At 63.8% G+C, this 14,258-nt stretch carries 11 protein-coding genes; 6 read left to right on the top strand and 5 right to left on the bottom strand.

Features of this window, described 5'->3' with window-relative positions; translation table 11 throughout:
* The first annotated feature begins 145 nt into the window (after positions 1-145).
* From RMN73_RS00300 to RMN73_RS00285, 4 genes are all read left to right on the top strand, one after another.
* Complete coding sequence (locus RMN73_RS00300; RefSeq protein ID WP_309601322.1) at positions 146-2,872, top strand: TonB-dependent receptor domain-containing protein; 2,727 nt, start codon at positions 146-148, stop codon at positions 2,870-2,872.
* Between the two features lie 63 nt (positions 2,873-2,935).
* A complete protein-coding gene (locus tag RMN73_RS00295; protein ID WP_309601321.1) occupies positions 2,936-3,793 on the top strand; it encodes a glycoside hydrolase family 16 protein in 858 nt (285 codons plus the stop codon).
* The gene (locus RMN73_RS00290; RefSeq protein WP_309601320.1) at positions 3,790-6,180 is read left to right on the top strand and encodes a glycoside hydrolase family 3 N-terminal domain-containing protein; all 2,391 of its coding nucleotides are present in this window, start codon (positions 3,790-3,792) and stop codon (positions 6,178-6,180) included. The genes RMN73_RS00295 and RMN73_RS00290 overlap by 4 nt, the downstream gene beginning before the upstream one ends.
* A gap of 15 nt (positions 6,181-6,195) precedes the next feature.
* Positions 6,196-7,485, top strand: a complete 1,290-nt coding sequence (locus RMN73_RS00285; RefSeq protein WP_309601319.1) for a sugar MFS transporter — start codon at positions 6,196-6,198, stop codon at positions 7,483-7,485.
* Positions 7,486-7,497: 12 nt separating this feature from the next.
* Here RMN73_RS00285 and cysN read toward each other — a convergent pair whose 3' ends face one another.
* From cysN to RMN73_RS00265, 4 genes are read right to left on the bottom strand one after another with little or no spacing between them, the layout of a single operon-like run.
* A complete protein-coding gene (gene cysN / locus RMN73_RS00280; protein ID WP_309601318.1) occupies positions 7,498-9,330 on the bottom strand; it encodes a sulfate adenylyltransferase subunit CysN in 1,833 nt (610 codons plus the stop codon).
* Positions 9,330-10,226 (bottom strand): sulfate adenylyltransferase subunit CysD, encoded by an 897-nt coding sequence (gene cysD / locus RMN73_RS00275; protein ID WP_309601317.1) that lies wholly within the window; start codon positions 10,224-10,226, stop codon positions 9,330-9,332. The genes cysN and cysD overlap by 1 nt, the downstream gene beginning before the upstream one ends.
* Positions 10,227-10,230: 4 nt before the next feature.
* Positions 10,231-10,551, bottom strand: a complete 321-nt coding sequence (locus RMN73_RS00270; protein WP_309601316.1) for a hypothetical protein — start codon at positions 10,549-10,551, stop codon at positions 10,231-10,233.
* On the bottom strand, positions 10,548-11,042 hold the full coding sequence (locus RMN73_RS00265) for a DNA-deoxyinosine glycosylase (protein WP_309601315.1): 495 nt from the start codon (positions 11,040-11,042) through the stop codon (positions 10,548-10,550). The genes RMN73_RS00270 and RMN73_RS00265 overlap by 4 nt, the downstream gene beginning before the upstream one ends.
* A 44-nt stretch (positions 11,043-11,086) precedes the next feature.
* On the opposite strand from RMN73_RS00265, the gene RMN73_RS00260 reads away from it, so the two are divergent.
* A complete protein-coding gene (locus RMN73_RS00260; protein WP_309601314.1) occupies positions 11,087-12,274 on the top strand; it encodes a glycosyltransferase family 1 protein in 1,188 nt (395 codons plus the stop codon).
* Position 12,275: 1 nt separating this feature from the next.
* On the opposite strand, the gene RMN73_RS00255 is transcribed toward RMN73_RS00260, so the two are convergent.
* Positions 12,276-12,935: a PadR family transcriptional regulator gene (locus tag RMN73_RS00255; protein WP_309601313.1), complete on the bottom strand. Its 660-nt coding sequence runs from the start codon at positions 12,933-12,935 to the stop codon at positions 12,276-12,278.
* A gap of 99 nt (positions 12,936-13,034) precedes the next feature.
* Here RMN73_RS00255 and RMN73_RS00250 point away from each other — a divergent pair.
* Positions 13,035-14,258, top strand: a 1,224-nt coding sequence (locus tag RMN73_RS00250; RefSeq protein WP_309601312.1) for a replication-associated recombination protein A, incomplete at its 3' end; no start/stop codon positions are given.

Here is a 14,258-nt window from a genome sequence, read left to right as displayed (position 1 = left end):
CACTCGCTGCCATAACCTAGATGCAACACTCAATGAAGATAGTTTGTGAGCGCTCACATTTAGCTATTGTGAGCGTTCACAATTTTGATATGTTACAAAATCGAGTCGGAATACCGACCATCAATTTTTGGGGAGATGGGGCATCATGCGAAAGCTTCGTAACACGCTTGTGCTGGGCGTATCGTTCGGCGCACTTCTGGCGGCGTCCACTGCTCAGGCGCAAGACGCCGCGCCGGCGCCCGCCGAACCGGTCGCGGACTCGGCCAGCAAACCGGTCGACCCCGCTGCCGCCCAGGACGATGAAGAAGATGCGATCGTCGTCACTGCGGAACGCCGCGAGCAGACGCTGCAAAGCTATGCTGGCACGGCAGCGACCTTTTCGGGCGATGACCTGAAAAAGCGCGGCATCCAGAATATTTCCGATCTCAACGATGTCCTGCCCGGGCTGACCGTGGCTAACAATGGCGTCAACCGCGAAGTGTGGATTCGCGGCATCGGGTCGAGCAACAATACCGAGCTTGGCGACCCCGCCGCAGCGACTCATTGGGATGGCGTCTATCTGCCGCGTCCGGCCGGCATCGGATCGGCCTTTTTCGATATCCAGCGGGTCGAAGTGAACGTCGGGCCACAGGGCACCTTGCGTGGCCGCAACGCCACCGCCGGATCGGTCAACGTCATCACCTGGAAACCGGGACTGGGCGTATGGGACGCCGAGATCGAGGGCGAATATGGCAATTACGACCAGAAGGTCGTGCGCGGGATGCTCAACATCCCGCTTGGCGACACCGCCGCGATCCGCCTGTCGGGCCTCGCGCTGGCGCATGACAGTTATTACAAGAATGTCGGCCCGGTGCGCGACATCGGGGTTGCCGAAGCCGAGGATAATAGCGCCGCGCGTGCACAAATCCTGTGGAAGCCGAGCGACAAATTGCGCTTCCTGCTGGCCGCCGATTATATGCACGAAACCGGCACCGGCTGGACCGGCACCAATTACGCCAATCCGCTTGGCAATGGCATCGACCCCGACGACATCAAAAACCCGCGTGAGGTCATCGCCCGCGGGATCACGCCCGACCTCAACATCAAGCATTGGGGCGTGCGGTTCGAGGCGACCTACGACATGGGTTTTGCCAAGCTCGATTATGTTGGCAGCTACCGCCATGTGAATTCGGATTATAAGGCAACCACCCCAATCTCGCCCAATTATCCCGGCGTGCTCGACAATTTGGCGGTGCTCCCCGGGACGCTCGAGGAAGAGCTCGACAATTTCTCGCGCTTTGAATCGCTGACCGATTCTAAGTCGCACTATCACGAACTTCGGCTGCACAATGACTCGGGTCCATTGATCTGGAGCGTGGGTGCGAATTTCTTCAAGGAAGACCAATATGCCTTCCTCGCCTCGACCGGCGATCGCGGGCCGTTCTTCCAGGGCGTCGAGTTCAACATGCCCGACGTCAACGCCAAGAGCTATGGCCTGTTCGCCGACGCAACCTATTCGGTAACGCCCAAAGCGCGGCTGACCGCGGGCATCCGCTTTACCGACGATCGCAAGTCGCGCGAAGGCGTGGCGGCGCGCTATGGCTTCGCCATTGGCGACGGCAATTTCAACTGCTGCCTGGGGGTCCGCGTCGGCACCGAAGGGTTCCAGTTCGCCGGTCGCAACCGGACCATCTTCAACCCCGATACCAATGGCAATGGCACCGTGTCGGATGACGAGGCCTTGGCCTTCTATCTCAACGGCGTTCAGCAGTTCGGCGTGCGCGACAATATCGACGACATCTTCGCCAACGGCATCGTGCCCGGCCATTTCGGGACCGTCCCCGGCGTGCCGTTGTGCTTCGATACAATCACCGGCGACGGCCTGGTCTGCAACGGCTTCGAGCCGAGCGGCCAATATACTTACGCCCTGCCGTTCGCCAACCAGATTTTCCGGCAGACGGGCAAGATGCACCAGAAGTTCGTCGATTGGCGGCTGCGCGGCGAATATGACCTTGGCGACAAGTCTTTGGTCTATGCCCTCGTCACCACCGGCCACAAATCGGGCGGGTTCAACGATAACCTCGGCGACCTTGGTGTCGCCCCGACCTACAAGCCGGAAAAGGTCACATTGTACGAGCTGGGGTCGAAGAACATCTTCTACCTCGGGGGCATGCGGACCAAGGTCAACGGCTCGCTGTTCTACAACCAGTATAAGGACCAGGTGCTGACGTCGTTGCTGTCGGTGGCGCAGGCGCTTGACCTGAGCAATATCCCGGGGGCATCGCTGCCGCCCAACAGCAGCGGCGCGTTGGTCATTTCGTACAGTTACAATGCCGCCAGCTCGGCAATTTACGGGGCCAATATCGAAGCTGGAATCCAGTTGCCGTACAACATCAACCTCGACGTCAACGCCTTGTGGCTCGAGGCCAAGATCAAGAAGTCGCGCGAGATCCAGGATTTCCGCTTCCAGGCCGACGTTGCGCCCGACGAAGCGGTGTTCCAGTCGATTGCCAACAAGCGCCTGCCGCGCACCCCGCGGTTCCAGATGAATGCGTCGCTCGGTCAGAGCTTCAACGTTGGCAGCGGCAAGGCCGATTATGTCCTGTCGGCGGGCTATCGCTCGTCGCAGTTCATGACGATCTTCAACGGTGAGGATTTCCAGAATCCGGACAATCCGCGGCGCCGGCTCGATGACAAGGTCAATGGTTACTGGACGTTCGATCTGGGCGCAGGTTACTCGCATGGCCGCGACGGCAAGGTGCGAGTCGAGGGCTATATCAACAATCTGACCAACGCCATTCACGAGTCCGCGATCATCATCACCCAGTTCGACAATACCCGCTTCTTCACCCGGCCGCGCACTTATGGCGCGCGCGTCCGCCTGAAGCTGTAAGCCTGTACGCCTCGGTCCGCCGCTTCCTTTCCCGGGGCGCCGGACCAGGGGAGGAGTAGCGAAATGCCGTCATTCCGTTTGTGCTGCCTGTCATTGCTGGGGATCGCGGCAGGCTCGAGCGCCCAGCCGGTTGCACCGGTCGAGCCCGATCATGCCCCCGCCGGCTACACCAAGGTGTTCGCCGACGAATTCGATGGCACCGCGATCGACCTGTCGAAATGGGCCTATGACACGCACCGCAATGCGGCCGGCTGGTACAATCAGGAAAAGCAATATTATGCCGCCGGCCGCCCGGAAAATGCGCGGCTGGAAAATGGCCGGCTGGTAATCGAGGCGCGGGCCGAAGCGCTCGACAAGGCGCGCTTTCCCGACTTTGGCGGGCAGCGTTACACATCGACCCGATTGTTCACCAACGGCCGCGCCAGCTGGACCTACGGTTTCTACGAGATCCGCGCCAAGATTCCGTGCGGTCGCGGGACCTGGCCGGCGATCTGGATGCTGCCCGAGGACCCGAATGTGAAGTGGCCCGACGGCGGCGAGATCGACATCATGGAACATGTCGGGTTCGAACCCACGGTGATCCACCAGACCCTGATCACCAGTGCCTTCAATTTCAATAGCGGCAGTGAGCAGACCAAGGCGTTCACCGTTCCCGATGCGTGCACCGCTTTCCACCGTTACCAATTGTTGTGGACCGACAAGTTCATCGTCACCGGGATCGATGACGAACCCAAGTTCATGCTCAAGAACGTCGCCAAGGGGCGCGACCGCTGGCCGTTCGACCGGCCGATGCACTTGCTGCTCAATATCGCCGTCGGCGGCAGCTGGGGCGGCCAGAAAGGGATCGACGCCAACGCCTTCCCGGCGCGAATGGAGGTCGATTACGTGCGTGTTTATCAAAAAGGCGCAGCAGCCAAATGATCGGACGACTGCTTGCTTGCGTCGCCGCGCTGGTCATCCTTCCGGCCTGTGTCGCCCAACCCGTGGCGCCGGTCACGGCTGTGCCCGCCCCGACGATCGAGCAACGCGCCGCCAACATCGTCGGGCAGATGTCGATCGAACATAAGGTCGCGCAGCTGATCCAGCCAGACATTTCGACCATCACCCCGGCCGATGTCGCCACCTATCGCTTCGGGTCGATCCTCAACGGTGGCAACAGCGGCCCGGGCGGCGACGACAAGGCGCTTGCACCGGCGTGGCTGGCGCTGGCCGATGCGATGTGGGACGCGGCGCAGCAGCCGCTGCCGGGCGGCGAGCCGGTAATACCGATGCTGTGGGCGACCGACGCGGTGCACGGCCACAACAATGTCCCGGGCGCGACAATTTTCCCACACAATATTGCGCTTGGCGCGGCGGGCGATGCGGCACTGGTGCGGCGCATCGGCGAGGCCACGGCGGCCGAAGTCGCGGCGACCGGGATTGACTGGGCGTTCGCACCGACGTTGGCAGTGGCGCGCGATACACGATGGGGGCGGACCTACGAAAGTTACAGTCAGGACCCGCGGCTGGTCGCGGCGCTCGGCACGGCAATGGTCGAGGGATTGCAAGGCACCCGAGGCACGCCGGACTTCCTCGACGACCGCCACGTGATCGCGACGATCAAGCATTTCTTCGGCGACGGCGGCACCGGCGGCAAAGACCAGGGCGATACCGCCGGATCGCTGGCCGAGATCGAGGCGGTCCACGCTGCGCCCTACCCGCCCGCCATCGCTGCCGGTGCGCAAAGCGTGATGGCGTCGTTCAACTCGATCAACGGCGTCAAGATGCACGGCAATCACGCCATGCTGACCGACCTGCTGCGCGAGACCATGGGGTTCAATGGCGTGGTGGTCGGCGACTGGAATGGCCACGGCCAGATCCCCGGCTGCACCAACACCAATTGCCCGCAATCACTACTGGCCGGGCTCGACATTTACATGGTGCCCGAGGAGTGGAAGGCGCTCTACACCACCCTGATTGCGCAAGCGCGCGACGGGACCATCCCGATGGCGCGGATCGACGAAGCGGCGGGGCGGATCATCGCGCTCAAGCTGCGCGCCGGGGCGTTCGAGCGGCCACGCCCATCGGCGCGCTCGCTCGGCGGCAAATGGGGCGCGATCGGATCGCCCGAGCATCGCGCCATCGCCCGTGAGGCAGTGCGCAAGTCGCTCGTATTGCTCAAGAATGATGGCGTGTTGCCAATCCGGGCCAGCGCCAGCGTGCTGATCGCGGGCAAGGCCGCCGACAGCATCGCGGCGCAATCGGGCGGCTGGTCGATCAGCTGGCAGGGCGGCGGCGATCTGACCAATGCCAACTTCCCCGGCGCGACGTCGATCAGCGCGGGTATTGCGCAAGCGGTTGGCGCAGCTGGTGGGCGCGCCGCGCTCTCCGCCGACGGCAAGTTCAACACCCGCCCCGATGTCGCGATCGTCATATTCGGCGAGCCGCCTTATGCCGAATTCATGGGCGACCGGCTCGATCATCGGTTCGATGATGAGGAAGGACTGGCGCTGCTCAAGCGCTTCAAGGCAGCCGGGATCCGCACCGTCGCGGTGCTGCTCTCGGGCCGCCCGATGTGGGTCAACCGAGAGATCAGCGCAGCGGACGCGTTCGTCGCCGCCTGGCTTCCGGGGAGCGAAGGGCAAGGCGTCGCCGACGTGCTGATCGGCACCGCCGACGGCCAGCCGCGCCAGGATTTCAGCGGACGCCTGTCGTTCGACTGGCCCGCCGATTGCGCCCCGGGCAGCGCGGCATTGTTCGCGGCAGGCTTCGGCCCGAGCTACGCCGCTCCCGCGTCAACGCCGATGCTCGCCGCCAGCTGTCGCGCCATCGCCGGTGCGCCGAGCGTGACGACCTTGTTCGCGCGTACCCCGGGCCGCGGCGTGACGTTGGTTGCGCGCGACGCATCGGGCGAACGCACAATCCAGCGCTGGATCGGAAGTTCGCCATCGGGCGCGGTCAAGCTAGGCGCGTTCGACCTCACGGCGCAGGAAGACGGACGCGCGATCGACTTCACCGCCAAAGGCGACCTCGACATCGCGCTCGCGACACCGGTGGGGCGCGTCGGCAGCGTTGAACTGGTGTTCGCTTTGGTGACCCCGCCGACGGGCCCGGTGACGCTCGGCGCAACCCGCACGGTCGCGCTCGAATCGACGCTCAAGCTCGCCGCCGATAAGGGCTATCGCACCGCGCGCATCCCGCTCGCCTGCCTCGCCGATGCCCCGATTGCCAAGCTCAGCCTGCATGCCGACTCGCCGGTGGCGCTTCGCCTCAAATCTCTTAGGATCGTTCCCGAACCCGGCCCGTCGAGCTGCCAGGGTCCGTTTTAGAAGGAAATCAGTCTCATGGCCGTAACCTCCACCCAGGCACCCGATCGCGCCGCCTCCGACCAGGGTAGCGACGCACCCGAATTGCGCCTGTTCGTCATGGCCCTGTTCTTCATCTTCGGCGGGATCACCAGCCTCAACGATGTCATCATCCCCAAGCTGAAGGAGCTGTTCACGCTCAATTACACGCAGGCGATGCTGGTCCAATTCTGTTTCTTCACGGCGTATCTGGTGATCGGCATTCCCGGCGCGCAACTGGTCAAGAAAATTGGCTACATGCGCGGCGCGGTGGCCGGATTGCTGACGATGATGGTCGGCTGCCTATTGTTCATCCCCGCCTCGCAGAACGCGACCTACGGCCTGTTCCTGTTTGCCTTGTTCGTGCTGGCAAGCGGGGTGGTGATCGTCCAGGTCGTCGCCAATCCACTGATCAGCCTGCTCGGGCCGGCCAAGACGGTGCATAGCCGCCTGACCTTCGCGCAGGCGTTCAACAGCCTGGGCACGACGATCTTCCCGCGGGTAGGATCGGCCTTGATCCTTGGCGGACTGGCGACCGTCACCGCGAGCGAATTGTCGGGGCCCGCGCTCGACGCCTATCGAACTGCCGAAACGACGATGATCGTCCGCACCTACACTGCGCTGGCAATCGCTCTGGCAGTGATCGCGCTGGCGGTATTTCTGTTCCGCAACCGGCTGAAGGGCGAGCATCATGAGCAAAGCTCGCCGCTCGCCGGTTTCACCTTGCTCAAGCGCCCACGTTTCGGGCTCGGGGCATTGTGCATCTTTCTGTACGTCGGCGCCGAAGTGGCGATCGGCTCACTGGTCGTCAATTATCTGATGCAATCGCACGTGCTCGGCGTGAGCGATTCCGAAGCCGGCAAATATATCATGTATTATTGGGGCGGCGCGATGGTCGGCCGGTTCATCGGTTCGTACATTTTGCGCATCATGAGCCCGGGCAAGATCCTCGCCGGGGTCGCGATTGGCGCCATCGCCCTGATCCTGATCTCGGCCAACACCACCGGCACGATGTCGGCCTACAGCCTGCTCGCAATCGGGCTGATGAACTCGATCATGTTCCCGACGATCTTTAGCCTGGCGTGCGAGCAATTGGGCGACCGCGCGGCCGACGGATCGGGGATCATCAACATCGCCATTTTTGGCGGCGCGGTGGTGCCATTGGCGACCGGGGTGATCGCCGATGCCTCGGGCAGCCTGGCGATTGCGCTCGCGCTGCCGGCGCTCTGCTATGCGGTGATTGTCGGGTTCGGCCTGTACGCCGCGCGCCACCCGGCGAGCCAAGGCTGAAACCAGCCCTGATCAGCCCCGGCGCGACAAGAAGTCGACAATGTGGTCGGCGGCTTGCTCGGGTGAGAGCATCGTTGAATCGATCCTGATGTCGGGCGCCTCGGGCGTCTCGTAGGGACTGTCGATGCCGGTGAAATTGGCCAGCTCGCCGGCCCGCGCCTTGGCATAAAGCCCTTTGACGTCGCGCTTCTCGGCTTCGGCCAGCGGGGTGTCGACGAAAATTTCGACATATTCGCCGCCGGGGAACATCGCCCGCACCATCGCGCGTTCGGCGCGGAACGGGGAGATGAAGGCGGTGATCACGATCAGCCCGGCATCGGCCATCAGCCGCGCGACTTCACCGACGCGGCGGACATTCTCGATGCGGTCGGCGTCGGTAAAACCGAGATCCTTGTTGAGCCGGTGGCGGACATTATCGCCGTCGAGCAAAAAGGTGTGCCGCCCCAGCGCATGAAGCTTTTTCTCGACGAGGTTGGCGATGGTCGACTTACCCGCGCCGCTGAGCCCGGTGAACCATAGCACCGCAGGCTTCTGTTGCTTCAGCCTTGCGTGCGCCTCGCGGGTCACATCGAGCGCCTGCCAGTGGATGTTGTGCGCCCGGCGGAGCGCGAAGTGGAGCATCCCTGCGGCGACGGTGGCATTGGTCAATTTATCGACCAGGATGAACCCGCCCAGCGTCCGATTGTCGGCATAAGGTTCGAACACCAAGGCGCGATCGGTGGTGACTTCGGCGACGCCGATGTCGTTCAATTCGAGCGTCTTGGCGGCGAGATGTTCGTTGCTGTCGATCGCCAGCGCATATTTGGGCGCGGCGATGGTCGCTGACACCGTCTGGGTGGCAAGCTTGAGCCAGTAAGCGCGGCCGGGGAGCAAAGGTTCGTCGGCCATCCACACGATCGACGCTTCGAACTGGTCGGCGACCTCGGGTGGATCGGCCGCGGCGGCAATGACGTCGCCGCGCGAGCAATCGACCTCACTTGTCAACGTGAGCGTGACTGACTGGCCGGCCTGAGCGCGATCGACGTCGCGGTCGCCGACCAGCAGCCGCGCAACTGTGCTGGTCTTGCCCGAGGGGAGGATCCGCACCGCGTCGCCGGTGGCAATGCTGCCCGATGCGACCAGTCCGGCAAACCCGCGGAAGCTGGCGTCGGGGCGGGCGACCAGCTGGACCGGCAAGCGGAACGGACGCGCGGAGGTGTCGCTGTCGAGCCGCACCGTCTCGAGATGATCGAGCAACGCCGGGCCATCGTACCACGGCATGGCGTCGGTGTTGGCCACCACATTGTCACCGTTGACGCCCGACGTGGGAATAGCAGTGACCTGTTCGATCCCGATCGACGCAGCGAAGGCGCGATAGTCGGCGGCATGCCGCTCGAACACCGCCTGGTCGTAATCGACCAGGTCCATCTTGGTCACCGCAAGGACGAAATGCCTGACCCCGATCAGATGGCAAAGATGCGAGTGGCGGCGGGTCTGGGTCATCACCCCGGCGCGCGCGTCGAGCAGGATGATCGCGAGGTCGGCGGTCGAGGCGCCGGTCACCATGTTGCGGGTATATTGCTCATGCCCCGGGCAATCGGCGACGATGAAACTGCGTTTGTCGGTCGCGAAGTATCGGTAAGCGACGTCGATCGTTATGCCCTGCTCGCGCTCGGCGGTAAGGCCGTCGACCAGCAAGGCGAAGTCGATTTGCTCGCCGCGGGTACCGACTGATTTTGAATCGGTTTCGAGCGTGCTCAACTGGTCGTCGAGAACCGCCTTGCTGTCGTATAATAAGCGCCCGATCAACGTCGACTTGCCGTCGTCGACGCTGCCGCAAGTGATGAACCGCAATAGGTCGGGCATCAGAAATACCCCTCCTTCTTCTTGCGCTCCATCGATCCCGCGCCGTCATGGTCGATTGCCCGGCCCTGCCGTTCGCTACTGGTCGAAGCGCGCATTTCGGCGATGATGTCGGCCAGAGTGGTCGCCTCGCTCTCGACCGCGCCGGTCAGCGGATAGCAACCGAGGGTGCGGAAACGGACCGTTCGTTCGACCGGGGTTTCGCCCTCCAGCGGGAAGCGGTCGTCGTCGACCATCAGGATCATGCCCCCGCGGATCACGGTTGGGCGCGGCGCGGCAAAGTATAATGGGACGACCGGAATAACCTCGCGTTCGATGTAGCGCCACACGTCGAGCTCGGTCCAGTTGGAGAGCGGGAAGACGCGGATGCTCTCCCCCGGGGCAATGCGGGCGTTGTAGAGATTCCACAATTCGGGCCGCTGGGTCTTGGGGTCCCAGCCGTGCGCGCCCGAGCGGAACGAGAAAATGCGTTCCTTGGCGCGGCTTTTCTCCTCGTCACGCCTCGCTCCGCCGAACGCCGCGTCATAGCCCCCCGCATCGAGCGCCTGCTTCAGCCCGACGGTCTTCCACAAATCGGTATGCAAGCCGGGATGATCAAACGGGTTGATCCCGCGTGCCTTGGCGTCGGCATTGGTGTGCACGATCAGCTCCATCCCGGCCTCCGCCGCGACGCGGTCGCGAAGATCGTACATCGCGCGAAATTTCCACGTCGTGTCGACGTGGAGCAAAGGGAATGGCGGGGGCGACGGGAAGAACGCCTTCTTCGCCAGATGCAGCATCACTGCACTGTCCTTGCCGATCGAATAGAGCATCACCGGGCGCGCGGCCTCGGCCGCAACTTCGCGCAGGATGTGAATGCTCTCGGCCTCAAGCCGGTCGAGATCGGTCAACGCGGGCATCGGCTCAATTATGCTCGGCAAGGAAGCGCATCAGCTCGGCCAATGTCGATTCCATCTGGTCCTGCATCTGGGTGACCAGTTCATTTTCGCGCATGCCTTCATGGTCGAGCGGCTTGGAGTAACTGTCCGAAAAGGCCTTGAGGTCGTCAGCGTCGAAAATCCCCCGAGCGACGAGCTTGGCGAGGATCACCAGCAGGCCGTTGGTATTGGCGATATTGCCCGCGACCAACGCCTCGTCGACCATCGACAATTTGGGTGTCGCTTTGGCGTCATCAACGTCAGTCTGCGGTTCGGTCATCGACCCACTGTGGCCGAAATCGTTCACCCTGCAAAGTCGCCAAGCGCCGCCCAGTCGCGCAATTTTTCGTCAAAAGGGCGAGTAAAGGCGGCGCTCGACGACGGAAGGTCGATCAGCGCCACATCGGAGGCATCGCCGAGCAAGCGGCGACCGAGTTTGGTAGCAGTCTTGCCGTTGAACGCGACCGCCTTGAGCTTCGGGTGGGTAGCGACGAAAGCTACCAGCGGGTTAGCGCGGGGATCGCGGATTGCGCTGTCGAGGCTCCCGGCGCGGGTCGCATCGGCGAGCACATCCCACAAGGCGATCCGCCGCTCTGCCAGCCGCATGAGCCGCGCTTCTGGGTCTAGCCCCGCCAGCCCCTCGCCAATCGCAGCGCCGAGCAAGCGCCAGAACTGGTTGGTCGGGTGGGCATAATAACGTTGCGCGGCCAGCGACGCGTCGCCCGGCAAGCTGCCGAGGATCAGCAATTGCGCATCGACCGCACCGACCGGGGCCATCGATTGCTTGAGATCCGCCATCTGCCTCCTTTGCCTTTGCCGGCCAGCCCGCTAAGACCCCGCCGATGGAGCCGAGCGACCTGCGCATCGCCCTGTTCTCGGGCAATTACAATTATGTCCGCGACGGGGCCAATCAGGCGCTTAACCGGCTGGTCGGTTATTTGCTTAAGCAAGGCGCGCACGTTCGGGTCTATTCTCCGGTGCGCGACAAGCCGGCTTTCCCGCCGACCGGCGACCTGGTCAACGTGCCGTCGGTGGCGATCCCGAGGCGGCCTGAATATCGCATTCCTTCGTCTTTGAGCAAAGAAGTGCGCGCCGATCTCGAGGCGTTCGCGCCCAACATCGTCCATGTCTCGAGCCCCGACGTGGTCTCCCACCGGGCGGTGACCTGGGCGCGGGCCAAGGGCATTCCGGTGGTGGCGTCGGTCCACACAAGGTTCGAGACATATCTGCAATATTATGGGCTGAGCTGGCTCGAACCGACCTTCCGCGCGATCCTGCGGCGCTTTTACCGCCGCTGCGATGCGATTGTCGCGCCCGCCGAATCGACTGCAGCGGTGCTCTATGCCCAGCGCATGAGCCGCGACATCACCATCTGGAGCCGCGGGGTCGACCGCGCCCAGTTCAACCCCGATCGCCGAAGCCTGGAATGGCGCCGCAGTCAGGGCATCGGCGACGATGAAATGCTGGTCGCCTTCCTCGGCCGGATCGTGATGGAAAAGGGGCTCGACGTGTTCGTCGAGGCGATCGACGCAGCGGTCAAGCGCGGGGTTGCCCACCGCGTGCTGGTGATCGGCGAGGGGCCAGCGCGCGGCTGGTTCGAACAGAATTTGCCCGCTGACGCGGTGTTCGTCGGCCAGCAGACCGGCGGCGATCTCGCGGTCGCTCTGGCCAGCGCCGACGTGTTCCTCAATCCCTCGATTACCGAGGCGTTCGGCAATGTTACGCAGGAAGCGATGGCGTGCGGCCTGCCGGTCGTCGCCGCCTCCGCCACCGGCGCGACCAGCCTGGTGCGCGACGGGGTGACCGGCATCCTCGTCGATCCGCTCGAGCCCGACCAATATGGCGAGGCATTAGCGCGGTACGCCGGCGACCCGGCGCTGCGGGCCAGGCATGGCGCCGCGGGCCTCGACTTTGCCAAGACCCGCGACTGGGACACGATCAACGCGGACGTAATGAAACTCTACACCCGCGTGATCGAGCGCCGCGCCCGGATGGACGCACTTTATGGCAAGCGTTGGCTGCCGAGCTGAGTTAGTCCAGCCGCTCGATCTTCTTGGCGGCCTCGTCGAGGATATCGACCACGTCCTTCAACAGATCCTCGTTCCAGCCGTCACGCGACACGCGATTCTTGAGCGCGTGCATCATGTTGCCGATCGCGCGCCCGATTTCGGGGCGTTGCTCGGTCTTGGCCTGATTCATCGCAGTCAGCCGCTCGATCAACCGGTCGGCCTCCTCCTGATTCTCGGCCAGATAGGCGCGGCCGTCGTCGGTCGCGTCGAACGTGCGCTTGGAATCGGGTGAGTGGGTTTCGCTGACGAACCCCTGGTCCTCGAGCATCGACAAGGTCGGATAGACGATACCCGGTGACGGCGCATAATCGCCGCCGGTCAGATCCTCGATCGCCTTGATCAATTGATAGCCGTGGCGAGGTTCGTCGGCGATCAGCTTAAGCAGCAGCAGGCGAAGCTCGCCGCCGCCGAACATCCGGCGTCGACCGCCCCCTCGTCCGTAGGGCCCGCCGGGGCCACCGCGCGGGCCGTCCGATCCGAAGTCCGACCCGAAACCGCGTCCGAAATCACGACCGAAGTCGCCCCAGCCGCCGGGTCCGCCCATTGCGAACATGATTTTTCCAAAGCGGCGGCCGCGACCGCCGTGGCGGCCTTCGCGGCCAGTATTACAGTGAGCGTGCATATGTGTGTATCCTTTCAAGATGCGTCTAAGATATATCTCAGATAATATTTTGCAAGTGGGCAGGTGAAACTTTTTCGCGGGGCGCTTATTGCAGGGGGAATGACCGACCTGTTCCCCGACGCGCTGCACGATCCGCAGGAGTCCGCGCTTGCCCCCGGCGCGCCGCTTGCCGAGCGGTTGCGCCCACGAGGCCTCGATGCGGTGGTCGGGCAGGAACATCTCACCGGCCCCGAGGGCGCGCTCGGGCGGATGGTCGCAGCGGGGAAATTGTCGTCGCTGGTGCTGTGGGGCCCGCCAGGCACCGGCAAGACCAGCATTGCGCGCCTGCTCGCCGACGCGGTGGGGCTGAGGTTCGTCGCCATTTCGGCGGTGTTCTCGGGCGTCGCCGACCTCAAGAAAATCTTCGCCGAGGCCAAGATTGCCGCGCGGGCGGGCCAACGCACCTTGTTGTTCGTCGACGAGATTCACCGCTTCAATCGTACCCAGCAGGACGGTTTTCTGCCGTTCGTCGAGGACGGCACCGTGACCTTAGTCGGCGCGACTACCGAAAACCCGAGCTTCGAACTCAACGCCGCCTTACTGTCGCGCTGCCAGGTGCTGATCCTCCACCGCCTCGACAGCCTCGCGCTCGACAAGCTCGTTACCCGCGCCGAGGCCGAGGTCGACCGCGCCCTCCCCGTCACGCCCGACGCCCGCGAAGCGCTGATCGCCAGCGCCGACGGCGACGGCCGCTTCCTGCTCAACCAGGTCGAGACCTTGTTCGATGTGGGGATCGACGATCCGCTCGGCCCGGCCGAACTGGCTGTATTCCTCCAGCGCCGCGTGGCGGTTTACGACAAGGATCGCGAGGGCCATTACAACCTCATCTCCGCGCTTCATAAAAGCCTGCGCGGATCCGACCCGCAGGCGGCGCTTTATTACATGGCGCGGATGCTGACCGCGGGCGAGGAGCCACTCTACGTCCTCCGCCGGTTGGTGCGGTTTGCGTCGGAAGACATCGGCCTCGCCGACCCGCAGGCGCTCGTGCAATGCCTCGCCGCGAAGGATGCCTACGACTTCCTCGGCAGCCCCGAGGGCGAACTGGCGATCGTCCAGGCCTGCCTCTACTGCGCCACCGCCCCCAAATCCAACGCCGCCTACACGGCGCAAAAGGCGGCCTGGCGGAGCGCGAAGGAAACGGGATCGCTGATGCCGCCGATGAACATCGTCAACGCCCCGACCAAGCTGATGAAGCAGGTCGGCTACGGCAAGGGATACGCCTACGACCATGACGCCGAGGACGGCTTTTCGGGCGCCAATTACTGGCCCGAGGGGATGAGCGCG

This window comes from Sphingomonas sp., assembly GCF_031372575.1.
Taxonomy (GTDB): Bacteria; Pseudomonadota; Alphaproteobacteria; order Sphingomonadales; family Sphingomonadaceae; genus Sphingomicrobium.
The sequence above is the reverse complement of the archived record's forward strand: the minus strand, read 5'-3'. Positions and strand labels throughout refer to the sequence as shown.